At 43.6% G+C, this 23,649-nt stretch carries 22 protein-coding genes, 2 pseudogenes and 1 riboswitch; of the genes and pseudogenes, 7 read left to right on the forward strand and 17 right to left on the reverse strand.

Annotated features, from left to right (window positions below; genetic code table 11):
- Positions 1–270 precede the first annotated feature (270 nt).
- A pseudogene (locus QNN06_RS29920) lies at positions 271–2,865 on the forward strand (DEAD/DEAH box helicase); the annotation flags it as partial.
- A 368-nt stretch (positions 2,866–3,233) separates the two neighbouring features.
- Here the strand turns inward: QNN06_RS29920 and QNN06_RS29925 are convergent.
- From QNN06_RS29925 to QNN06_RS29940, 3 genes and pseudogenes are all read right to left on the reverse strand, one after another.
- Positions 3,234–3,344 (reverse strand): annotated as a pseudogene (locus QNN06_RS29925) (DUF4352 domain-containing protein); the annotation flags it as partial.
- 47 nt (positions 3,345–3,391) lie between these two features.
- Entirely contained in the window at positions 3,392–4,102 is a 711-nt protein-coding gene (locus QNN06_RS31310) for an alpha-helical endospore appendage domain-containing protein (protein WP_349654925.1), read from the reverse strand.
- Between the two features lie 252 nt (positions 4,103–4,354).
- Entirely contained in the window at positions 4,355–4,540 is a 186-nt protein-coding gene (locus QNN06_RS29940; RefSeq protein WP_284036639.1) for a hypothetical protein, read from the reverse strand.
- A 143-nt stretch (positions 4,541–4,683) separates the two neighbouring features.
- Positions 4,684–4,769: riboswitch (ZMP/ZTP riboswitch) on the forward strand.
- 51 nt (positions 4,770–4,820) lie between these two features.
- On the opposite strand from QNN06_RS29940, the gene QNN06_RS29945 reads away from it, so the two are divergent.
- Entirely contained in the window at positions 4,821–5,654 is an 834-nt protein-coding gene (locus QNN06_RS29945; protein ID WP_284036640.1) for a bifunctional 5,10-methylenetetrahydrofolate dehydrogenase/5,10-methenyltetrahydrofolate cyclohydrolase, read from the forward strand.
- A gap of 76 nt (positions 5,655–5,730) precedes the next feature.
- On the opposite strand, the gene QNN06_RS29950 is transcribed toward QNN06_RS29945, so the two are convergent.
- Positions 5,731–6,834 carry a 3D domain-containing protein gene (locus QNN06_RS29950; protein WP_213117197.1) on the reverse strand — a complete coding sequence of 368 codons (1,104 nt, stop codon included), beginning with the start codon at positions 6,832–6,834 and terminating at the stop codon, positions 5,731–5,733.
- Between the two features lie 1,356 nt (positions 6,835–8,190).
- Positions 8,191–8,637: a hypothetical protein gene (locus tag QNN06_RS29955; RefSeq protein WP_217032590.1), complete on the reverse strand. Its 447-nt coding sequence runs from the start codon at positions 8,635–8,637 to the stop codon at positions 8,191–8,193.
- Positions 8,638–8,766: 129 nt separating this feature from the next.
- Between QNN06_RS29955 and QNN06_RS29960 the strand changes: the two genes are divergently transcribed.
- A complete protein-coding gene (locus QNN06_RS29960; RefSeq protein WP_284036641.1) occupies positions 8,767–8,988 on the forward strand; it encodes a hypothetical protein in 222 nt (73 codons plus the stop codon).
- 163 nt (positions 8,989–9,151) lie between these two features.
- Here QNN06_RS29960 and QNN06_RS29965 read toward each other — a convergent pair whose 3' ends face one another.
- From QNN06_RS29965 to QNN06_RS29980, 4 genes are all read right to left on the reverse strand, one after another.
- On the reverse strand, positions 9,152–9,328 hold the full coding sequence (locus QNN06_RS29965) for a hypothetical protein (RefSeq protein WP_213117194.1): 177 nt from the start codon (positions 9,326–9,328) through the stop codon (positions 9,152–9,154).
- Positions 9,328–10,503, reverse strand: a complete 1,176-nt coding sequence (locus QNN06_RS29970; protein WP_284036642.1) for a DUF4062 domain-containing protein — start codon at positions 10,501–10,503, stop codon at positions 9,328–9,330. Before QNN06_RS29970 ends, QNN06_RS29965 begins: the two co-directional genes overlap by 1 nt.
- A gap of 340 nt (positions 10,504–10,843) precedes the next feature.
- Positions 10,844–11,029 (reverse strand): hypothetical protein, encoded by a 186-nt coding sequence (locus QNN06_RS29975; RefSeq protein WP_213118011.1) that lies wholly within the window; start codon positions 11,027–11,029, stop codon positions 10,844–10,846.
- Positions 11,030–11,056: 27 nt separating this feature from the next.
- The gene (locus QNN06_RS29980) at positions 11,057–11,596 is read right to left on the reverse strand and encodes a single-stranded DNA-binding protein (RefSeq protein WP_284036643.1); all 540 of its coding nucleotides are present in this window, start codon (positions 11,594–11,596) and stop codon (positions 11,057–11,059) included.
- Positions 11,597–11,841: 245 nt separating this feature from the next.
- Between QNN06_RS29980 and QNN06_RS29985 the strand changes: the two genes are divergently transcribed.
- A complete protein-coding gene (locus QNN06_RS29985; protein ID WP_213117192.1) occupies positions 11,842–12,273 on the forward strand; it encodes a YwpF-like family protein in 432 nt (143 codons plus the stop codon).
- A gap of 116 nt (positions 12,274–12,389) precedes the next feature.
- Positions 12,390–12,647, forward strand: coding sequence for a hypothetical protein (locus QNN06_RS29990; RefSeq protein WP_284036644.1), 258 nt, complete (start codon positions 12,390–12,392; stop codon positions 12,645–12,647).
- 45 nt (positions 12,648–12,692) lie between these two features.
- Here QNN06_RS29990 and QNN06_RS29995 read toward each other — a convergent pair whose 3' ends face one another.
- The 5 genes from QNN06_RS29995 to spoIIID all read right to left on the reverse strand — a co-directional run bounded on the left by QNN06_RS29995 (position 12,693) and on the right by spoIIID (position 16,257).
- The gene (locus QNN06_RS29995; RefSeq protein WP_213117190.1) at positions 12,693–13,079 is read right to left on the reverse strand and encodes a hypothetical protein; all 387 of its coding nucleotides are present in this window, start codon (positions 13,077–13,079) and stop codon (positions 12,693–12,695) included.
- Positions 13,080–13,337: 258 nt separating this feature from the next.
- The gene (gene fabZ, locus QNN06_RS30000) at positions 13,338–13,772 is read right to left on the reverse strand and encodes a 3-hydroxyacyl-ACP dehydratase FabZ (RefSeq protein WP_213117189.1); all 435 of its coding nucleotides are present in this window, start codon (positions 13,770–13,772) and stop codon (positions 13,338–13,340) included.
- Between the two features lie 90 nt (positions 13,773–13,862).
- Positions 13,863–14,183: a DNA-directed RNA polymerase subunit beta gene (locus QNN06_RS30005; protein WP_213117188.1), complete on the reverse strand. Its 321-nt coding sequence runs from the start codon at positions 14,181–14,183 to the stop codon at positions 13,863–13,865.
- Positions 14,184–14,756: 573 nt separating this feature from the next.
- Positions 14,757–15,758: a rod shape-determining protein gene (mreB, locus tag QNN06_RS30010; protein WP_284036645.1), complete on the reverse strand. Its 1,002-nt coding sequence runs from the start codon at positions 15,756–15,758 to the stop codon at positions 14,757–14,759.
- Positions 15,759–15,984: 226 nt separating this feature from the next.
- Positions 15,985–16,257 (reverse strand): sporulation transcriptional regulator SpoIIID, encoded by a 273-nt coding sequence (gene spoIIID, locus QNN06_RS30015; RefSeq protein ID WP_007086083.1) that lies wholly within the window; start codon positions 16,255–16,257, stop codon positions 15,985–15,987.
- A gap of 678 nt (positions 16,258–16,935) precedes the next feature.
- Between spoIIID and QNN06_RS30020 the strand changes: the two genes are divergently transcribed.
- Positions 16,936–17,265 carry an MGMT family protein gene (locus QNN06_RS30020; protein WP_284036646.1) on the forward strand — a complete coding sequence of 110 codons (330 nt, stop codon included), beginning with the start codon at positions 16,936–16,938 and terminating at the stop codon, positions 17,263–17,265.
- Positions 17,266–18,008: 743 nt separating this feature from the next.
- Here the strand turns inward: QNN06_RS30020 and QNN06_RS30025 are convergent.
- Both QNN06_RS30025 and spoIIQ read right to left on the reverse strand, forming a co-directional pair.
- Positions 18,009–20,051, reverse strand: coding sequence for a penicillin-binding transpeptidase domain-containing protein (locus QNN06_RS30025; RefSeq protein ID WP_284036647.1), 2,043 nt, complete (start codon positions 20,049–20,051; stop codon positions 18,009–18,011).
- A gap of 375 nt (positions 20,052–20,426) precedes the next feature.
- A complete protein-coding gene (gene spoIIQ, locus QNN06_RS30030) occupies positions 20,427–21,281 on the reverse strand; it encodes a stage II sporulation protein SpoIIQ (RefSeq protein WP_213117184.1) in 855 nt (284 codons plus the stop codon).
- Positions 21,282–21,412: 131 nt separating this feature from the next.
- Between spoIIQ and QNN06_RS30035 the strand changes: the two genes are divergently transcribed.
- Entirely contained in the window at positions 21,413–21,913 is a 501-nt protein-coding gene (locus QNN06_RS30035; protein WP_213117183.1) for a VanZ family protein, read from the forward strand.
- Positions 21,914–21,940: 27 nt separating this feature from the next.
- On the opposite strand, the gene QNN06_RS30040 is transcribed toward QNN06_RS30035, so the two are convergent.
- Positions 21,941–22,912 carry a nuclease-related domain-containing protein gene (locus tag QNN06_RS30040; RefSeq protein WP_284036648.1) on the reverse strand — a complete coding sequence of 324 codons (972 nt, stop codon included), beginning with the start codon at positions 22,910–22,912 and terminating at the stop codon, positions 21,941–21,943.
- Positions 22,913–23,649 lie beyond the last annotated feature (737 nt).

Consider the following 23,649-nt stretch of genomic DNA (forward strand, 5'->3'; position numbering starts at 1 on the left):
GCCGCCAACTCCATGTACGAGGGCATTGTCGAAAAAGACTGGCACCCGGACTTTTCCGTGTGGGGCCCGGACGGTGAATTCCGCTGGAAACTGCCAGAGCGGGTCAAAGATGAATTTAATCCCGAGTTTTGGGAGCAAATGGTGCATGGGGACGGTTCTCGTGCATCATCAGAGGCAGATGAAGTGAGGCATGAGAACCGTCCCCATGCCTCACCTGAGCCGGAGGCTGGCGAGGAAGCAATGGATGCACCGGCCCACACCGCTCTCTACTATATTTCCAATTTATATAACAGTGCGCTGGATTCTTTTTTGACTAGGAATAATGCAGCGAAGGAGCTGTTTGGACCGAAGCTTGATTTATTGAAGAAACAAAAGCTGTCGGGCTTGGAGCTGGCGCGTTACTTTGATGAGGAAAGCTGGCTCGAGTGGGTCGGAATCAAGGAGAGCGAAGCGCCGTTTACGATTGGCTTGCGGCTGGATGAGCCTGAAGACGGCGAAGGAGACTGGAGCCTGGATGTATTTTTGCGCGGGAAGAAAAATGTCGATGAGATTGTCGATGTCGAGGATGTGAAGCGGATTCCAGCCAGATGGCGGCCGTTTTTGGATAAGGTTGACCGTGAGCAGGCCCGCTGGGTACGGCTGTTTCCGTGGCTGGGCGATGGGGCTTCGACGGATGTGGACGACGAGAGCAGCCCTGCGGCTTTGAAAACGGAGCTCACCGAGGAGGAAGCGTGGATGTTTTTGACAGACGCGAGCGAGACGCTGCTGGCGCTGGATGTAGAAATCCTCCTCCCTTCCTGGTGGCAAGCGATGAAAAATGCTAATTTGCGTGTGAAGGCGTCTCTTAAGGGAACGTCAAGCCACCGGCCTTCGTTTGTCGGGCTGGATGCGATGCTCGATTTCAACTGGCGTTTTTCGATGAATGGTGTCGATTTGTCCGAGGATGAGTTCCATCAGCTTGTCGAGGAGAAGCGGCGGCTCGTCTATATTCGCGGCCGCTGGGTGAAGCTCGACCCACAGTTTATTCGACAAATTCAGGATTTGATGAAACGTGCCGAAAAAGAGGGCCTACAGGTTCGCGATTTGATTGAGCAGGAGCTAGTGAATTCTGGTGAGGGCAGCGAAGAGGAACTAGAGAATCCGAAGGCGTTCGCGAAGATTCAGATTGAGCTGAACCGGCAGTGGAAGCAGATGGTGAAACAGCTGTCGGAGACGAATGAGATTCCGCTCGTGGATGTGCCTGAGGGCTTGAACGGAGAATTGAGACCGTATCAGCAGCTAGGGATGAGCTGGCTTTGGTTTTTACGGCAGTACGGGTTTGGTGCCGTGTTAGCCGATGATATGGGGCTTGGGAAGACAATTCAGTTGATTTCTTATTTGTTGAAGGTGAAGGATGAAGCTGGGGACGTGGTGAAGGTGGTTCCGGGAGAAGTTGTGGAAGCGCCAGTTGTGGCTGATGACCTAGTTGAGGACAATTCGCCGGATAGTCAGGCCACGGCATCAGACACAGAAACCGCCCCCTCCTCCCTGCCTATTGCACCCGCGGATACAAAACCGCGGCGGAAGAAAAAAGACGATGCCGGCCCTGCCAAGGTACCAACAAACGCATCGTTAATCATCTGCCCTACTTCCGTGCTTGGCAACTGGCAAAAGGAAATTGAGCGGTTTGCTCCGGAGATGAATGTGTACCTCCACTATGGCTCGAACCGACTTAAAGAGGGTGGCTTCACGGAAAAAGCCCGAGATGTGGATATCGTGTTGACCTCCTACGGGCTGAGCCATCTTGATTCCGAGGAATTCGAGTCCGTTCAGTGGAGCACAATTGCCATCGATGAGGCGCAGAACATTAAGAATGCCCAAACGAAGCAATCAAAAGCGGTTCGAAGATTGCGCGGCCGCCATCATGTGGCCCTGACCGGGACACCGATGGAAAACCGCTTGTCCGAGCTGTGGGCCATTTTTGATTTTACCAATCATGGCTATCTCGGCAGCCTAGGCCAGTTCCAGAAACGGTACATCATCCCGATTGAAAAGGATGAAAAGAAAGATAAAATACAGCAGCTGCAGTCTTTGATTCGGCCGTTCCTGCTGCGGCGGACGAAAAAGGATGAGGAAGTCGCGCTGAACCTGCCTGACAAGCTGGAACAAAAGGAATACTGCCCGCTTACGGCAGAGCAAGCATCGCTTTATGAGCAGCTCATTCACGATACATTTGAGCAGATTGAAAAATTGACCGGTTTTGAACGCAAGGGGTTAGTCTTGCAAATGCTGGGCCGTTTGAAGCAGCTGTGTAACCACCCTGCCCTCTACTTGAAGGAAAAGTCAGCGAGCCGGGAACTTCTTGAGCGATCGAACAAGTTGGAGAAGCTTGTCGAGCTGGTAGATTCGGTTTTGGACCAGGGCGAAAGTTGTCTGATTTTCACCCAATATATCGAAATGGGCGAAATGATTCGGAGTACGTTGAAGAAGAAATTTGGCATCGAGGTGCCATTTTTAAACGGAAGTGTGCCGAAGACGCAGCGTGATACGATGATTGAGCGATTCCAGAACGGGGAGTTCCCGGTGTTCCTGCTGTCGTTAAAGGCGGGCGGAACTGGGTTAAATCTGACGGCGGCGAACCACGTCATCCACTACGACCGCTGGTGGAACCCGGCCGTTGAAAACCAAGCAACTGACCGGGCCTATCGGATTGGCCAATCCCGCTTCGTGCACGTGCACAAACTAATCTGCACCGGCACACTCGAAGAAAAAATCGACGCCATGCTGGAGAAGAAGCAATTTTTGAATGACCAGATTATCCAGAGTGAAAACTGGATTACGGAGCTTTCTACGGATGAATTAAGGGATTTGGTGCATTTGGGGTAATTTGGTGGTGTCTAGTCGCGTCAGGCACCGCGCGTGGACATTTGTCCACTTGGGGAGGACAGCGGCTATAGAGGCCGCTGTTTTTTTATTTCGTTTCTGTAAGTATAAAGCTCCTAATTTTTGTTAGGTTAAGGTGGCTCTTTGTTTTTTAATATTCCATAAAGCACTACACAACAATTATGTGAATTATTTAACATACCATTATACAGAAACTAATTCTAATTATTAAAAATGTCATAATTGAAAATGACTGAATAAATAGTAGGAGTAGTTATATGATGAATACAGAATGAAAGGATGGAAGGATGGAATCAATGTGATCCCATCCTTGGTCTGTTTTTGTCAGGATTCCTTAAAATCATGTGCTCCTATTCCACTTTAAGTGTCTTTTCTTTTCCTGTAAATCCTCCACGTACTTTAAGGACAAGAACTTTTGCGTCAGCAGGGACATCAAAAACAATCTCACCTTCTTGTGTTAATGTAAGTGGTCAACCAACCATTGTAGTCGTTGATCTAGTTACAGGAGCTATCCCCCCCTCTGCACTGTTACAGTAGTTGTCGCAGTTACAGGAGCTACTCCATCTGCAATCGCAGTGGCAATATTTGTAACAGTAGGTCCTGCAGAACCTAGCACCCTTACTACAACCGTTATCGTGGCAGAACTTAAAGGAGCAAGTGAAGGTGTTGTGAAGGTTACCAATGTTGGGTTTCCGGGTGGTGTTTGAGTAACGGTAAATCCTGGAGCATTACTTGACACAAAATTGGTACCTGCTGGTATCGGCTCGGATACCAGTAAATTGGTTAGGGGTGCGGTTCCCGTATTTGACACCACAATGGTGTAGGTAAGCAGTTGCCCTACCGACACAGGATTTGGCGCTGCAGTTTTCATCATTGTCAGGGTACCAACCCCTGGAGTTGTGGTGATAGTTGGGATTAAATCTAGGATATTTTCAAACTTGAACTCCAACAGCATTTCTTTCTTGATGACGTCACGAAGGGTCCTTTGAACACTTGCATCAATATCAAGAAGATTAGTCAACGTAACGGTTGCAGGAGAAAATGTAGTTCTTGTTGGGGTTAATGTACCAAGAACAAGTTGAAGTTTTTCAGCTTCTGCATTCAAAAGGTGAGCAAGAGCCAACTCCTCAAGAGCAACGGAAGCCAGTAACAATGGAACAGTTTGCCCCACACTAAGCGAAATGGTAGGCGTTATATTCGGTATGCCGGGTAAAGACAATACTCTTCAACTCCTTAAAATTATAGTCCTTGACATTCTACTCGATTTTTTTTAATGAGTCTGTGCAATTGTCCCTAAAATGGATAAATTTCTTATATCTTCATCGGCCCAATGCCCGATCTCCTTTTGCTAAACGTACTGGACTTACTGTTGATGAAGTTAGAAGCATAGCAAAATCTAAAGAGAACTAAACATACTCAAAGTTTGAAAAGAAAAACAGCCCTTATACATGATAATGACTGTTCTTCCTTCCTAAGCCGCCAATATCGTAACAAAAATGTCAATGGATTCTTCCATTCTTACAAATGGTTTATTCCAAATCCAATGAATAATTCGTTCCAATATGAATGCTTCAAACACTTTTATAAAAAGGAAACCCATTAAAATCAAAATTATTTTAAACGACCATTTTGTATATTTCTTTCTCTCTATTTCCAAATGAGTTCTCTCCCATTTCTACTATCATTAAACAGATTACTAAAAACAATAGGACAATATCATTTGAAGATTTTGGGTTTTGGGAAAATCAGAACTTTATTGACATTTAAAGCTTATATGTTATCTTTTACTTATAACAAGGAAATGGACACAGTTACTGACGACATTTGTGGAAATGACCACAGGGAAGCTGTGTTTTATATAGTGTCGGGTCGTCTGGGCAGAGATAAGGATTATTTCCTTATCTCTTTTTTATTACATTTTTTCAGGAGGGCTTGTAATGGAAAAAATCATTTTGGATGGAAATGTCGTTGCACAAGAAATTAAAGAAGGCTTGAAAGCACGTATTGATCTTCTAAAAAATAAAGGTATAACCCCATGCCTCGCAACGATTTTAGTTGGTGATAATCCCGCTTCAGAGACCTATGTAAGAATGAAAGGAAATGCTTGCAAAAGACTGGGCATAGAATCTATTCGTGTTCATTTGCCTGAAGAAACAGGGACATTGGAGCTGATAGAAACGATTAAAGAATTAAATAACGATCCCTCGGTTCACGGTATTCTTTTGCAGCATCCCGTTCCTTCGCAAATTGATGAACGTGCCGCTTTTGAAGCCATTGATATTCGCAAAGATGTGGACGGCGTCACAAGTGCAGGGTTCGGACAGACGGCATTAGGCTTTGGAGAATACCCCTCCTGCACACCAGCAGCCATTATGAAAATGTTAGACTATTACCAGATTCCAATTGAGGGTAAACATGCTGTCGTAGTGGGGAGAAGCCCTATCTTAGGGAAACCTGTTTCTGCGTTACTTCTTAATGCAAACGCGACCGTAACGACTTGCCATTCAAAAACAGCCAATTTACCTGAAATCTTAAAACATGCTGATATTGTTGTGGCAGCGGTTGGACTGCCTAAATTTATTCAGGGAAGCTGGTTAAAGCAGGGTTCCGTTGTATTAGATGCAGGTTACAATAAAGGCAATGTTGGGGATATTGATTATGACACATGTTACGAAGCGGCAAGTGCCATCACTCCTGTTCCAGGGGGTATTGGTCCAATTACCATTGCGACCTTGTTGAAACATACGGTTGATTCCGCAGAGAAACTGTAAGTGACAACACACATCAAAAGACCCGGCACGCTCCAGTACCGGGTCTCTTGATTACAAGAAATTTATTTTTCAAAAATTAATTTAAAATAATTAGCTTGACGGTTTTTCTGCCCCAGACTCTTGCTTCTGCACTGTTTGGTTTGAGAACGTCGATACGGTGGCCTTTGATAGCGCCGCCAGTGTCTCCAGCAATCGCTTCGCCATAGCCTTCGACCCATACACGTGAACCAAGCGGGATAACAGACGGATCGACTGCAATCAATTTCATATTTGGATTGGCCTCGATGTTGTAGCCCAATTTCGTTATCGAGCCTGAATCTTCATGGCTGTAAGCGGTTGCGGTAACGTACATTTCCTTGCCGCTAAGACTAGCGCTAGAGGTATCCTGCGCTGGTGCGGAAGCTGCGCGTGCGCTTGCCTGCTGCTGAGCAATTGCCGCTTGAATGCCGGCCATTTGTGACTGAACTTTTGCTTTGTCCTGCTCGGCTAGAGCCAATTGTTGCGTAATTTGATTATATTTATCCTGCATGGCCGTTAGGACTTCCTGACGCTTTTGCAGGTTTTGATCTAGTTCGGATTGCTTGTTGGCAAGGACGGTTTTCTGCTCCTCTAAAACCTGTTCCTGCTTATCGATTTCCTTTTTATCGTCTTCAATTTTCTGAAGGTCTGCCTTTTGGGCGTTCAAAATATCTTTGTCAGCATCCATCAATGTCGAGACTGCGCTTGCACGCTTAATGAAATCGGAGATGCTGTCAGATTCTAAGAATACGTTCATGACGATATTGAAATTGTCACTTTGCTGCATGGCCACGGCCCGCTTTTTCATGATGTCTTTACGGCCGAGAATTTTATCCTCCAGCGCGACAATCTCTTCTTTCTTTTGTTCAATCAGCTTGTTCACTTCGTCGATTTTGGCCTGAGTTTGGGCCATTTCTTCTTGGTTCTTTGTAATATATGCATATATTGAATCTAGTTCTTTCTGAATTCCTTGTATTTCTTGATTAACAGCTTGCTGTTCTTGTTTTTGCTGATTCACAATTTGCTGTTTTTCCTGGAGCTGCTGTTGAGCATTGCGAAGTGCTTCACTGCTTGTTTGTGCATATGTAACCATGGTGCCGCCTGATGCGTATGTAGCGATTGCAAGTACTACTAGTAAAATACGCTTGATCGTCGATTGCATATACTCCCCTCCTCGTTATACTATTTATAACAGACAAACTTGCCAGTTATGTTACAAAAATATTAAAAGAATATCACAAATCGACTTATTCATGATAAAAATAGCTGTTTTATGGCAAAAAAGTGTCATAAATCAAAAAATTGGGTATTTATTGGAAAATTGTAGGTAAAGGTGTCGGGCACCGTACGTGGACATTTGTCCGTGTGCGGTGGACACCTCTGTTGAGGCGAAAGTCCTGTATTGGGGTTGAAATTTACCTTTTTTAAAATTTACTCGTCGATTTCGTGAGATTACTCGTTAAAAATTAGGATTTACTCGCCAACTTTTGACTTTTACTCGCTGAATTTCATGATTTACTCGCCTCAATCTAGATTTTACACGCCGGACCCCCATCTCAAGCGTACCCCAACTACCTAAAAAGCCAGGCGTCCAGCCTGGCTCAGGTATTTTTTCAATGACCTTTTTTGGGTGATTACCATTTATTTGGATATACTTTCCGATTTGGTGAGTTTACTTTCCAAATGGGGCTAAATACTTTCCACTTTCATCATTTTTCTACCACTTTATGGCCAAATACTTTCCAAAAAACCTGATTTACTTTCCAACTTGATTTTCAGAGGGAATCCCTCCCTAAAAAACCAGGCGTCCAGCCTGGCTCAGGTATTTTTTCAATGACCTTTTTGGGGTGATTACCATTTATTTGGATATACTTTCCAATTAGGTGAGTTTACTTTCCAAATCGGGCTAAATACTTTCCACTTTCATCATTTTTCTTCCACTTTATGGCCAAATACTTTCCAAAAATTCTGATTTACTTTCCAACTTGATTTTCAGAGGGAATCCCTCCCTAAAAAGCCAGGCGGCCAGCCTGGCTCAGGTATTTTTCGATGACCTTTTCGGGGTGATTACCATTTATTTGGATATACTTTCCGATTTGGTGAGTTTACTTTCCAAATGGGGCTAAATACTTTCCACTTTCATCATTTTTCTTCCACTTTATGGCCAAATACTTTCCAAAAAACCTGATTTACTTTCCAACTTGATTTTCAGAGGGAATCCCTCCCTAAAAAGCCAGGCGGCCAGCCTGGCTCAGGTATTTTTTCAATGACCTTTTTGGGGGGTGATTACCATTTATTTGGATATACTTTCCGATTTGGTGAGTTTACTTTCCAAATGGGGCTAAATACTTTCCACTTTCATCATTTTTCTTCCACTTTATGGCCAAATACTTACCAAAAAATTGATTTACTTTCCAAACTGTTTTTTCAGGGAGATCCACCCCCAAAAAAGAAAAGGCAAAAGACTTGGCCAAGTACTCGCCATCTTTTGCCCTTTTAAGGTGGTTCCCGCTATAAACTACAATTTTCGAAGTATTCCTCCTTGTAGTTTAAAACAATCACTAGTATCTTTAAGTTTCTTTTCCGCCGACGCGGTACGCCGTTTTATCCTTATTAATAAACTTGTTTTTTCAAAAGGGAAATATCGAAGGGCTGTCACTTTGGTTCCTTCCACCAATACAAAATGACTTAAAATCTCAAAGATTTCCTCCTCTAGGATTTCATTTTCACCTACTAGAATCTGTATTTTATTTTCGATGTATATTATTTGGAAGTCTTGATCACAGAAGTTAATGGGCATTATCCCACCGTTTTCAAGGGGGATATATTGGTATGAGGGGTTCAAAGTTGTGTTAGATAACTGACGTGAAAGTATAAATACGTCAATAAAATTAGGTTTTCTTTTTAATCGCCATTCCTTGCTGCTAATTTGTTCACCCACTATTACTAAAAAAGTTTTTTCCATGAAAAACCTCCAGATTTGACATATATCTACATCGTTTCATATTATTCGACAATAATTTTAATATTCCTTTTCAGCAAAATTGGGAAAATCACATTTTTTTTAATCACCGTGCACTTTTTGCTCGGGGATTTGAATCAGGGCGATTTCCCACAGGCGGAGCCAGGCTTTCTCGCTAAGAAAACCCTGGAGAATCCCGATTTGGCGATTATTTATGAGTTGCTTCAAAAAGAACCTGAGTTAAAGAAGGCCCTGGTGGAGCTACACTTAATGGCACCCAAGCGCCGGGCGTTTTATGCGGATATGATTGCAAGCCTCGTTAGAGCTAATAAACGGCATAGGGATAAGATTTAGTGATAGGAAAAATCGAAGAAGCCGCTGACACGAGATCAGCGGCTTCTTTTTAAAAAACAGGGGGTTTTGCTATTAGTATGGCCAAATTGTGGGTTTTTATACCAATCCTAAACTGAACGTTAAAAAAACCTCTAAAAGATGGAGGCTTTTTATAAAAATAATATCAAATTAAGCCACGCTTTTTACTTTTATTTAAGCTTGTAATTGTGTCCATAATAATTCGTGTGTTTTGTTTGAATTGTCTGTTCTGTTGTTCAAAGTACCTTTTACTTTCGTCAACAGTACCGGAGGCTATAAGAATAACTTTTTCTTTTTCAAATCGAATTTGATTTTCGCTCATTAGTCTAATCCTCCTAACAATTTAGTGACAAACCCACGATATAACTGTGATTCTGAATTAAGTATAGCATCAAACACATCTTTTTGAAACCGTTCCATGATTTCTTCTGTAAAATCATCAGAAACCGGGTAATGTAAGCACAGTATATACTTAGAAGCCTTAATCGTAAAATATAATAATTGTTTTTCTGGCTGATAAAATAATTTATTTTCCAAGGAATCTAAATATGTTTGCACCACAAATGAAGTGTTATCTGCTAAAGAGTAGCTCCTGTTGTCATCACCTGCTATTCCTGTTGCCTCAAGTAAAATTAGTTCCTGAGAGTCAGGAAAAATTTTGTACATCGTAATTCCACAGCAAGGTTCAAAATAACCTATATTCTTTTCAAAGACTGTACCTTTTTTATAAAGAATATCCCCACCATCCATTAATGCTTGAATATGAGCAAGGAAAAGCCTACAGTTTGTTATTTGCCCCTCTTTAATAAAATCTAACAGCTTAAAAGAAAATTCCGTATGTTTTTGATGTAATGAAGCATTCTGAATATGCTGGTGAATAATCGGCTCAATCGCTAATAGCGTTCTAGCTTGTCGGAATAAGTCACTTAAGTATTCTTTAATTTTTTCTAAGGGCGCAATGCCGAGATTAAGCGGTTCAAAATAATTACCTTTAGTTACTAAATCGTGTATGAATCCAAAGACATAAGAATCAATATGGCTATTACTAGGGTATGATGAATGACCTTTCCATATTTCTTCAGCAATCTCACTATAAGAATCAGGATGTTGTCCATTCACCTCAATATATTGTTGTATTTTTTCTTCAAATTGGCTGTTCATTCTCCAATATAAATCAGATACACTCCGTTCTATAAATGGAATAACAGTTTTATTTTCATTATTTGCTCTTAAAAATTCCAGGTGTGTTACGGTCGCCCCATATTCCTGATAGTAACTGCCTCCCTTATTTGAAATAAGCAGGATGAAGATATCACTTTCTGAAACAGCTTCTAAACAACGCTGTACAGACTGGGCTCGCGGCCAAGGACCTATGTTTCTTTCATACATAACTGGATGATGAGCCATCCCTTTTAATTCATCAAATAACTGGTTTCTAATAGGACTTAAACTATCTTGTCCCACAGAACTTATGAATATTTTTAAAGGATTAGACATATTTTCCTCCAATATCAATTGCTAAATTATTTATTTCGACAGTAACATGAGAATTCCTATAACAGATTAATAAAATTATTAATGGATAAGCAGAGCAACGTAGGAGAATGTTCAATCATATATTCTTACAAAAAAATCCCGGCAAAAACGCTGCCGGAATACCAAAAATGAGGCTGGTTCAGGAGAGATGTTTGATTCTCTTTTTCAACGGGGGCAGTTCGGGGAAATTAGTTGAGAATCGCGAACGACAGGCTTTCCGAGAAAACAGGCAGAGGCGCCGCTGCCTGCATTTACTTTTACCAAAATCTCCGCCAATCCAAGGTCGCCAAAATAAGCCCACCTACGAGTAAATCCGAATCGGGCTGCGCTCCCTTTTTTCCTGCTGCTGTTCCTTGATCAGCCATTCCAGCTGGCTGACCCGCAACTGCAGGCTGTCGACCTTTTGATTGGCCTTTCCAACCATTTTGATTAACGTTTCGAGTAACTGCTCGAGGTTGTGGACGTATTCTTCTTCATGAGCACCCAATGTTGAGTTCCTCCTTTTTTCCACCTCTTAAAATGGTAATGATGCAGCAACGGATTCGGCTGTTGGGGCTGGCCCAGGTGCAGAAGCTTGGGACTGGCCGGACACCGTTGAAGTTCCGGTTGAGGCCGCTGAACTAGTTCCAGGGGGATTCGAACCCACCCCACTTGCAGACTGTCCTGAATACGCCCCACCATTCGATGCTGAAGACCCAGCTCTAGATTCACCGGCCCCGGCAACCGCCCCCTGCGGCTTCGTACTCAAAAACCGAATCGTTTCCGCCACAACCTCCGTGACGTATACCCTTTTCCCATCCCGCCCGTCATAATGGCGGGTTTGCAGGCGTCCGGTGATTCCGACGACCGCCCCTTTTCGACAATATTTGTACGTGTTTTCGGCGGCATTTCGCCACAGGGTGCACTGCACAAAATCTGTGTCAAATTCACCATTGTGATTGCGGAAGTTCCTGTTCACCGCAAGGGTAATGTGCGATACCGGCGTTCCCTCCGTCGTTTGATTCAATTCCGGGTCCCTCGTCAAGCGGCCAACCAGCGTTACTTGATTAATCAAGGTATCATCTCCTCCAACATTTGATGATTTCATCTTAGACCCGGGCCAAAGCAAAGTAAAATTGCGATACGGCCCGTTTAGAGGTCGATGTTTCTCGAAAAAGCAATTTTCGAGGAGGTTTTTGTCACGGACGGGGTTAATTTTTTACAAATAAATTAAAAATCCTATTTCGGTCAAATATTTTTCGACATTTGCTTCTTTTTTGCGTATGTTATAATTAGGAAAAAACAAACAGGAGGTTGGTAATGAAGACGTTTAAATTATTCTCGTTGGAAGTTGTGGAAAATGACAAATCGGTTGAGGTTCCGCTCGAAGACGGCCTGATTCTCAATAAAGAAGATGAACGCTCCACCTGGTTGATTGAGGCGTACACTGATCTCTCCCTGTATGATTACTTTAAAAATATATCTGAGCAAAACCGCGAAGTGATTGTCGAGGCCGTTATTACGAAGAAGGAAAACACACCCGCTTATTTTCAAACAAAAATCGCTTCGCTTACGAAATTCGAAAAGCATACCGGCGTTCTGTTTTTAGGCCACCTGCGCCGCAACAAAAGCGACTATTCCGAGCTTCTGCTCGACAGCCTCATTCAAAAAGGGTTACAGGGCGACGCCCTTCTAGCCGAATTCAAGGAGAAAATGAAGAGCAAGCCGAAGCTGAAGGTCAAGAATACCTAAAGTGTATACCAGTCTTCGGGCTGGTTTTTTCTTGGAAAAATTATCTTGCTTTTTCGACAAAATCTCACCATACTATTGGTAGATGGAGAAATTTAGGAGGGAGGCAGCAGAAAGAGATGAGTTGGACTAGTTGGATTGTTAATGTCATTATTGCGATTTTTTTAGCAGTGGACGCCCCGAAGCGCGGTAAGAGGCAATGGCTATGGGCGATTTTGGGATTTTTCTTTGGGGCCATCGCGCTTGGAATTTATTTAATTCAGACCGGACGAAAGGTGCTTGGCTGGATTATCACGATTTTGGCCATTATTGTTTATATTTTGATTTTCATTTTTGCTATTCTCGCTGCAGCTTTAATGATGACGGGATTTTCATAAAAAAAGGGGACAAGGCGCTACCGTTCTAGCGCCTGTCCCCCTTTTTTATTCGTCTTTGTTGTCGCGGTCTTTGCGGTCGATATCATCCTCGATAATATCTTCCTGCTTGGTGTTATTGTCCTTTATCCAGTCCTTGTCAGTCGGTGTGTTCTTGTCCTCAGACTCTGGATAATGGTTGCGTCGGTCCATCGGATTGTCATTTAAATCATTTTGCAATCGGTTATTTAGGTTGTCGTTCCGATTGTTCAGGTTGTTTCTGTCGTTTAGGTCGTTCCGATTATTCATGTCGTTCCGATCCAAATTGTCATTCAAATTGTTATCGTTGACCCTCGGCGGCGGTGGGTTAATGTCATTCCTTGCATTATTACAGCCAACCAGCATCATCGCCGACAATACAGAACCGGTGAGCAGCATACACAGCTTCTTCTTCAAGCAAAAAACTCCTTTCGACTTTCATGTTATTGCCTAACACTTATAGCTTTCCCGTTGTTTTTTAAAATTTGAATGGAATTTTTTTGAATGTAAAAAAGGCCGAGGTTGTCCCCCGGCCTTTACTCGTCATTTCTGTGATTTTACTCGTCAACTTTAAAGATTTACTCGCCTAATTGTGGGATTTACTTGCCAACTTTAAAGATTTACTCGTCTAAATTTAAATTTTACTCGCCAAACCCCACTCAAACCCTAAATAATTTATTCCTTCTTTTCCCCAAGCGCAAAGGTAATTTCCGCTTCGCAGGCGATTTCGCCGTCAACAGTTGCCACGGCTTTCCCCTTGCCGATTGGTCCGCGCAAACGTACCATTTCCACCTCAAGGCGCAGCTGGTCACCCGGCTTTACCTGCTTTTTAAACCGGCAATTGTCTATTCCTGCAAAAAACGCCAGTCGGCCGCGGTTTTCTTCTTTTTTCAAAACTGCAACAGCCCCGACCTGCGCGAGTGCTTCAACGATTAAAACCCCAGGCATGACCGGATAATCCGGGAAATGACCGTTGAAAAATTCCTCATTTGCGGAAACATTTTTAATGCCGACCGCTCTTTTTCCCTCTTCCACCTCTAAAATTCGATCCACCAGCAAAAATGGGTAGCGGTGCGGGATAATTTCTTTGATTTCGTTAATATCAAGCATTTTAGTTTAGTACCTCCTACTAGGAACAGATATTTATTTCTATTGTACTATTTGTGATATGTAAAAGGGAAGGGCTAAGCCCTTCCCGCTTTATTTTTTATCAATTAAATCTTGAATATGTGTCCAAGTAGATTGCTTAAAAACATCGGCTGCATTGCCGCCGCCAAGGATGCCGTAACCGACAGCCGCCCCAGCCACAAGGCTGACAAATAATAACACCACCAAGAGTACGAGGCGAAGCCAGATTGGAATAAGCCGCACTCTGATGCGGGCATGGTTCTTCGGTTCTGCTTCCGCTGTTTTTCTTTCTTTAGCAGCGGCATCGTCCACCTGTTGCAAGGCATCTGTCTTTGCCTTTTTATATTCCTCTCGCGATTGAAATTGATGTTGTTCTACATTATTTACAGACATTTTAATTTCCCCTTTGAATCCCGTACTCCTTATTGAAAAGGATGTTGCCAACAGGATTAGAGTTAATACTTATTATAACCACACACGATGCTCATTTTATTCTATTATAAAAAATTATTCATGATTATACATTAACTTTTTGCGAGAAAAAGTAAATTGATGTAAAAAAAGCTCAGAAATTGGGGTCAAGCTGGGGTTAAAGGGGTGTTTTCTGGAAGTTAATTTCCAATACTTTCCGATTTTGAGGATTTACTTTCCGATTTGGAAATTTACTTTCCATTTTGGGTATTTTACTTACCTATTTTTGTGGTTTACTTCCATTTTTAGTCCATTTACTTTCCAGATTCCATTTGAGGCACGAGAACCGTCCCCATGCATCACAATGAGTGAAGCACGAGAACCGTCCCTATGCATCAAATTGAGTGAGGCACGAGAACCGTCCCCATGTATCACAATGAGTGAAGCACGAGAACCGTCCCCATGCATCAAAAAAAGCCCAATGACCCAGGCTTGTCCAGCCGTTATCATTAGACTTTTAAAAATTGGTAAGAGGTCTTACCACATTTAGATTTATTATCCTAGTTTACCGCCTGGAATTCGGTCGATGTTATCTAGCATGATGCCTGTTCCGATGGCAACGCAGTCCATTGGATTTTCCGCTACTAAAACAGGTACCTTCAGCTCTTCCGCAAGCAGCATGTCGATGCCGTGTAGCAATGCGCCACCGCCTGTCAAAATGACGCCGCGGTCAATGATGTCGGCTGAAAGCTCAGGTGGAGTACGTTCCAGAACGCTTTTGGCAGCCTGTACAATAACTGACACAGATTCCCGCAATGACTGCTCGATTTCCTCTGAACGAACGGTGATCGTGCGAGGCAGACCGCTGACCATGTCACGGCCGCGAATTTCCATTTCCTCGGAACGAGAGCCTGGGAAAACAGTAGCGATGTTGATTTTGATGTTCTCAGCTGTGCGCTCACCAATCAACAGCTTGTATTCGCGCTTGATGTGGTTCAAGATTTCCATGTCGAACTTGTCGCCGGCCATTTTGATGGAGGAAGAAGTCACGATATCGCCCATTGACAGAACGGCCACATCCGTCGTTCCTCCCCCAATATCCACTACCATGTTGCCGCTTGGCTGGAAGATGTCCATTCCCGCGCCAATCGCCGCCACTTTTGGCTCTTCTTCTAAATAAATCTTTTTCCCGCCGCTTTTTTCGGCAGCTTCCTTAATTGCCTTTTGCTCAACACTTGTGATGTTCGTTGGGCAGCAAATTAAGATGCGCGGCTTTGATAAAAAGCCTTTAACGTTCAGTTTATTAATAAAATGCTTCAGCATTGCTTCTGTTACATCAAAGTCTGCAATAACGCCGTCCTTTAACGGGCGAATTGCGACGATGTTTCCTGGTGTACGTCCAACCATGCGGCGCGCTTCTTCGCCAACCGCCAAAACCCGGTTTGTGTTTCTGTCGATTGCAACTACGGAAGGCTCGTTTAATACGATGCCGCGGCCCTTCACGTGGATCAACACGTTGGCTGTTCCTAAATCAATCCCAATATCCCTTGCAAACATTCTCTTTCCTTTCCTCCTCAAGACGGATTCCTTCTACCTAATTGTCTATTCTATCACATTCATTAAAATATCCATAACATTTTAAAACAATCAATGTAATTTTTTGCTGAATGTTGTCGGAATCGGAAATTCTTTGAGAAGGTGGGACATTTTTTTGTAAAAAAAAGAAATGGTGTAAGGCACCAGTTCTTAATTTTTGAAAAATTTGCTTGTTTGGTGGTTCGGCTTATTTGACAGCCTCCCCTTCTTTTTCTTCTTTCTGGTACTTCATTTTGGTCGCCTCGCCGCCCCTTAAGTGACGAATGGATTTATGATAATCTAGAATTTCTTTCACTTCGTTTGCAAGCTCAGGATTAATCTCAGGTAGTCTCTCTGTAAGATCCTTATGGACTGTAGACTTGGATACGCCAAACTCCTTCGCAATGACGCGAACCGTTTTCCTCGTCTCCACGATATACTTCCCAATCTTGATAGTCCTCTCTTTGATGTAATCGTGCACACTCTCGCCCTCCCTAAATTGGATGTGAGACGTGTGAAATGAGACCCGCTTATCACTTCGACTGAATACTGCTTCCGTGCGAGCTGCTGACTGGCTCTGTTTGCGCTTACGCGAAATTCGAAATGTCCCCGGCTGATGTCAAGCACCAAATTTCGCCCTTGCATGTCACACGGCAGAAAGTTTTCACTTTCTGATCATACGATGAATAATCATGTCCCCGGCTGGATACCCGCTAACTTCAAACGACTCCTCACCTCAAACACTCTCTTTGTATAAAGGTTTGTAACATTGTATTAGCTTGGATACGGGTTTATGCACAAAATACACAAACGGGACAAGGCATTGGGCTATTTTTAGAAAATTCAAATATCATGTGGTTTTTCGACATTTAGGCAAAAAGCCCCAAACCCGCGCCACGTCTATGGTCTGTATGGAAATATTCGTGGGCCGCTCGTTATTTCCCGAGAAATTTGTCGGATGAAAAATATATGTGTTTGATGTGTTTATGTTGTGAAAATTTGGGGTTTTGGTAAAAAAACATTGAAATGTGGTAAGTAACATTGAAAAAGATGTAAGTGAAAATGAATTTGTTTCAAGCTTTTTGTAGAGTCCGTGATATTGGATTGTTTTTAATATTATATAATGTGGTTAAGTTATTTAAGAAAGGATTTTACGACAGTGACACCTTTTACGGAAAAAGTTATTTCGATAATAAAAAATATTCCTTCGGGGAGAGTCATGACATACGGACAAATTGCGGGGCTCGCTGGAAGTCCCCGCGCCGCCCGCCAGGTCGTCCGCGTCCTCCACTCGATGAGCAGGAAATACCGCCTGCCCTGGCATAGGGTTGTCAATGCCCAAGGAAAAATTGCCCTGCAGGATGACGCGGGGTACAACGAACAATGGCTGTCGCTCGAGGCCGAGGGCGTGGCAGTGGGTTTGAATGGGGTTATTGATTTGGAAAAATATCAGTGGCGGCCTGTTCTTGAGCACTCGGATTCCCCTTGAAAAAATGGGGTTGGAAAGTAAATAAGGTACTTTGAAAAGTATTTGGCCAGAAAGTGGAAGTAAAATCATGAAAGTGGAAAGTATTTGTACCCTTTTGGAAAGTAAACGCACCAAATCGGAAAGTATATCCAAATAAATGGTAATGGTCCCAAAAAGATCATTTAAAAGTTACCTTTTTGGGGTGGTTTAGTCGCTCGAGATGGGGGTTGGCGAGTAAAATCTAGATTCGGGCGAGTTAAACCTCAAATCCAGCCAGTAAATTTTTAAAAGGTATTTTTAAGATCTCATATGTTACCTGAGCCAGGCTCGCCGCCTGGCTTTTTGGTGTGAATTCCCCCCTGAAAAATAAGTTTGGAAAGTAAATCAGGTATTCTGGTAAGTATTTGGCTAATAAGTGTAAGTAAAATCACCAAAGTGGAAAGTATTTGTACCCTTTTGGAAAGTAAACGCACCAAATCGGAAAGTATATCCAAATAAATGGTAATAACTCCAATAAGGTAATTGAAAAGTTACTTTTTTGGGAAGTTCAGTCGCTCGAGATAGGGGGTGGCGAGTAAATTATGAAATCAGGCGAATAAAAATCAAAAGTTGACGAGTAAATCCTAATTTTCCACGAGTAAACCCACAAACAAAGCGAGTAAATTTAAAAAAGGTATTTTTCAATGGCCACAGATCTCCCAAACAAGGTACTTTCCTCACAAAAAAGCACCCGACCCCCAGGCCAGGTGCTTCCGCACACAAACTTATTTCCATTTCATATAAATATTCTTCACCATTCTCACCGGAATCCCCGATCCGCCCCGGTCTTTAACGTTCTCGACCATCATGGCCACCATCAGATTCGGCGAATTGACATTCCAGCCGATAAACCAGCCATTCTCGAGCCCGGTTTCGCCCTGTTTCTGTTTGAATTCCGCTGTTCCAGTTTTTCCAGCAAGCGGCTTATCGGCCATTTCCGCAGCATGAGCAGTCCCGCTTGCATCACCAACAACCTTGCGAAGGTCCGCTGCAATCAGGCCGGCGTTTTCCGGAGAAACAACGCCCTCCTTCAGCACCTGCCCGCGCTTCTCTTCATCCAACAAAATCGGCTTAATCATATTGCCATTATTGATAAATGGCGTATAAGTGCTCATTAAATGAACAATACTCATCTGCACCTGTCCCTGGCCATAACCTGAGTCGGCTAGCGCAATATCGCTGCCCAATGAACCAATTTTTGAAGCCTCAAGCGGATACGCAAACGGCAGCTGTTCCTCAAAGCCGAACTTTTTCAAACCATCAGAAAAGCCATCTTTCCCCATTTTCAACGCTACCTGTGCAAAATAGATATTATCAGAAAACACCAACGCTTTTTCGAGATTGATTGGGCTGCCTTCATGCACCCGGGTCACAAAATAGCCACCCCAGGACGCATCCTTCTGCCATTTTGGCCCTAGGATCTGGACGCCCTCGTCCGGCTTAATCGCACCGCTTGCGAGCCCCACAGCAGCCGTTATCGGCTTCATCACCGAGCCCGGTGCAAATGCCTGTTTAAAGCGCGTTAACAGCGGCTGGCGGGCATCGTCCTGGAGTGCCTTCCATTCGTCCGCAGAAAAGCCCAGCGCCGCCTGATTCGGGTCAAACGATGGGCTGCTGACGAGCGCCAGTGTTTCCCCTGTCACCGGGTTCATCGCAGCCGCCGTCCCGACTTCGCCAGCCGGGGCCCCAGCCCCTGCAGTCCCAGCACCACTAGCACCGGTCCCGCCAGCCATTTCCGCATACACCATCGCCTGCAAATCAGCATCAATGGTCAGCTTAACATTTTTTCCATCGGCAACCGGCTTTTCGGCAAGCACTTCCTCGCCGCCGGCATTTTTCTTAATCACAATCTTCACGCCGCTCTGGCCCTTCAGCTGCTCATCCAGCACCTGCTCCAGGCCGCGCTTCCCGATCACATCACGGCTCGTGTAGCCCTTGTCCTTCCGCTTCGCCAGCTCATCCGCGGTAATCTGCCCAACATAGCCAATCAGCTGCGCTGCGGCCTCTTTGTACGGATAAATGCGTGCGTCCACCTTGCGCGTCTTCACCGGCTCGAGCGCCACCAGCTGGGCAACCCGCTCAGAGTCATCCATCGACACTTTCTTCAAAGGCACAAACATCCCCGGCTGTACCCAGCTCGCCTTCAACGCCTTGTCGACCTGATCCGGCGTCATCTTCAACAAAGAAGCCAGCTGCTCCATCACCGGCGCCGCAATGTCCCCGGCCGTCACTCCAACCTCGTACACCTGGCCGTTCACAGCCAGCCCCGTGCCGTTTCGGTCAACGATTTCGCCCCGTTTCGCCGGAACCGTGCTCAAGCTCAGCTTGTCGCCCTCCTGCATTTTTGGAAAAATGAAACCTGGATTCCAGTCCACAAACCAGTTTTCCTTATCGTCCTTGCTTTCCTTTTTCAACAGGGCTTCTTGCGTGAAATTAATCGGCCCCGCAACACTATTCATTTTGGCAGTAAAAGGATACTTGGCTTGTTCCTTATCCTTCTGTTTATCATCTTTTGGTTTCTTGAAATCAATCTTAAGGTCAGTAATCTGCAAATCGTCGTAGATTTTCTTGTATCGGTTCGTAAAATCATCTTTGGAGATTTTCTTTTTAGCATCATTCGAAAGGTAATTATACATGTCAGCAAACTTTTGCTTATTCCATAAGGCTATGTACTCCGAGAATCGGTCCTGCGGCGTCGGCTCCTTGCTGCAGCTGGCAAGCAAAACACCCAGCATCACGGCAAGCAACAGCCCGGCAACTTTTTTCAAGACAAACCCCTCCTTTAATTTCCATTTTAACATATACCAATGGCGCCATTCTAACCTATATGCTTGGCCCCCCTCATCTAACGCAAAAAAGTCGCCTAAGCCTTATTTTCGGGACAAATCTCCTAGATTTTTTTTATAAAACCTTAACGCTTTGTTCATAATTTATTCATATCTCCGGGGTAAGATAAGAGTGTGAAAAGGACAATCTCAGTTACACTTTTTCATAACCCCCCCTTTTAATATATCGTGTTGGATCCGGCAATCGGCCGGGTCCTATTTTTTTGCGGAATCTGGCAGGCGGCCAGATTCTTTTTTTGAAAAAAAGCACAAAAAAAAGAGGAAAGTATCCCCTTCCCCTTACTTACAGTTTCAATATTAAGAATTTGTCTTTTCTTTTGAGTTAGTGGACTCGTCTTCTTTGGTCTTGCCGCCGTCCGTTTCCTTATCGGAAGACTGGTCGTCGGAGCCAGCTGGATCCTCCAACTCCTGCTGCTTTTTTTCGCTAGGAGTTTGCATGGATTCCTTGCTGTTTGAAGGAGTCACTTCTTGTAAAGTGCTTACCGGTTTGTCAATATACTTACTAGGGTTAACCGCGACGCCATCTTTACGAATTTCAAAATGGACGTGTGTTCCAGCTTTTTCATTGAACATGCTTTGCCCAGCCTTGGCAAGAACATCTCCCTGTTTCACCTTTTCGCCAACTTCAACTTTAATGTCTTTCACGGACTGATATTGTGTTACAATACCTTTGTCGTGTTCAATTTCGATGACATTTCCAAGCACCGCGTCTTCTTCAACACGAGTGACAGTTCCGCTGAGTGATGCCAATACATCAAACGTTTCGCCATCCTTCATGGTGATGTCGACACCAGTATTCGGGTTGTATGTGTTCTCGTAGAATACTAATGCGGCTTCCTGGTCTTCAGCTTTTGCACTGAAATCATAGAACTTTGTCTTGATGACAGCTGATGCTGCATCCTTCACCGGCATTTTGACGTTTTCTAAAGCCGAGTTAACTTCAACTGCAGGCGGGTTGGTCTTTTTGCCAGTTATATCAGTAGACTTATAATCGTATTTGTCTGAGTCTCCTGCACTGGACTGGTACCAAAGAACACCTGTTAAAATGATTGCTGCACTTGCGATATAGATGGCTGGAAATACCCAACGCTTCTTGAAAAAGCGTTTTACGCTGGAACTTTGAGAAGATCGTTTGTTTTCTTCCTCTCTCATTTTCATCACCTCAGCAATCATTCTGAACAGATAACTAGAATTATATACACTAGTCTGAAAAAAATTTTATTTTTTGTAACTGCCTGCGTTTTTATGCATCTTTTTTGAAAAATTTTTAGGGGGAACGTTTCATGAAAGCTTTAAAATGGGTGCTGCGGGTCCTGCCCGCGCTTTATATGGCAGCCATCTTTATTCAATCGAGCCTGCCGTCGGACCACTTCGTCAAGCTGCCCGATTCGAACATTGACCATACTATTAAAGAATCATTGCATTTAATAGAGTTTGCGATTTTATATGTGTTACTAGTGCTTGCCTTTTTGACGTTTAGGCGTGGTGAAAAGGCAGAGAGCAGCGTCGCATCCGAAGGTGACAGGACCGTCAGAAACGTGACCGTCGCTGGTTTCAGCTTTACTCCAGGCTGGAACTTGGCCTGCGCCCTGTTCGCTGCCTTTTACGGCATCAGCGACGAAATCCACCAATCCTTCTATCCATACCGCTCTGCGTCGTTGTTTGACCTGGTTAAGGACTTCCTAGGCATCAGTGTCAGTTACTACTTTATTCGCGGCGCGCTGTTTAAGGGTAAGTTTGCAGGGCTGGCGAAGCTGCTCGGCCGCGTTCGGTCTGTTTCTTAAACCACTGCTGGTTGGCGGTGGTTTTTCTTATTGTAATACCGGATGATGGTAAACTCGGTCTTTAAATGTACCACTATGGGGGAAATCTGCGGCGGTTAGAAAATGGCTGGCCACTCTTATCGAATCTATATGGAGAAACTCTCTTAGCTCGGAATTTGTGATAGTCGGTTTTATTAATAGGAAATAATCGTTGATGGCTGGAATATGGGCGGTTTTCGATTTGGCGTTACACTTTGGGCACCACCAGGTACCGGAATGATAAATCATTGGCAGAAAGCGGCAATCGGGGCACTTCACACCAGTGGGGATTTCTTTAGGAGACAGGTGAAATTGCTTTAATATATCGGGATTATCGGGAGTGTGCTTCGATAGTAGTAATTTATTTACTTTTTTTAAATCCTTGGAGCTTAGCTTCTCTATCTTATGAAATTCTTTAATTTGTTCTATTTTTTCTATTAAAAATTCACTATTACATACTTTCCGAAGAATTTCTTCGTTCCCGTGCTCTGCTGTAATCAAGGTTTTTTCGTTACTGTTTACAAAAAGATAATGAATTGGAAGGTTTGGAAAATGGTGCTCTAGCAGCCACCCGTTTAGCTTTCGCGCCTGGAGCTTGGCCTGCAGCACCGGATTCTTTATCCTTTCCTCCTGGCCATTTTTTCGCCAAAACGCTTGATTTAACTCTCTTTTAAAATGAATTTCTCCGCTCCTGTTTTTCACTTCCAGTGCAAGGCCAAACATCGCACACAAAAGCAGGATGTCAATTTGAAAGTAATACTTTCCATAAAGCAGGCGGATATCATGGTAAATCTGATAGTCGGCCTCGGGAAGCATGCTCAAGTAAAAGTCCACAGATTTCTCGCCATGATACCCTGCCATCCTATTTTTGTATTCGTGAACCAAATCCGGCCAATCGGGGTGATTGGGATCCATCCTTCCATCATAAAGTGCTTGTAATTTCTTGATTCGCAATGACATTTCACAAGGCTTTGCAAACAATTGGACCACTCCTTTCAATTTGCTCCTACATTTCCCCTTTCACTTGCCAATTTCCTGCAAAAATCGACATAAACTTTTGAACTTTTTATGGCGTTTTTATCCGATTAGGTCTGGCCCGAGGTGCCTTTTCAATGATACTTTTTTGAGATATTACCATTTATTTGGATATACTTTCCGATTTGGTGTGGTTACTTACTGATTTAGAGCACTTACTTTCTACTTTAACGATTTTACTTACACTTTTTGATCAAGTACTTTCCAAACCCTTTTAGAACAGTACTCCCTTCCAATCACCACCCCAAATCAGCTAAAAGGCCAGGCGGCGAGCCTGGCCAGGTATCTTTTCAATGACCTTTTTTGAAATATTACCATTTATTTGGATATACTTTCCGATCTGGTGTGGTTACTTACCGGTTTAGCGCACTTACTTTCCACTTTAACGATTTTACTTACACTTTTTGACCAAATACTTTCCAAAATTCCTATTTTACTTTCCATCCCCCTTTTAAGAGACACACCCTTTCAAGCGCCACCCAAAACAGCTAAAAAGCCAGGCTGCGAGCCTGGCCCAGGTAACTTTCAATTACCTTTTTCAAAACATTTTCCATTTATTTGGATATACTTTCCGATTTGGTGTGGTTACTTACCGGTTTAGCGCACTTACTTTCCATTTTATCGATTTTACTTACACTTTTTGATCAAACACTTTCCAAATTTCCTCTTTTACTTTCCAACCC

The sequence above is a fragment of the Neobacillus sp. 114 genome (genome assembly GCF_030127045.1).
Lineage (GTDB): Bacteria > Bacillota > Bacilli > Bacillales > Cytobacillaceae > Neobacillus > Neobacillus rhizophilus.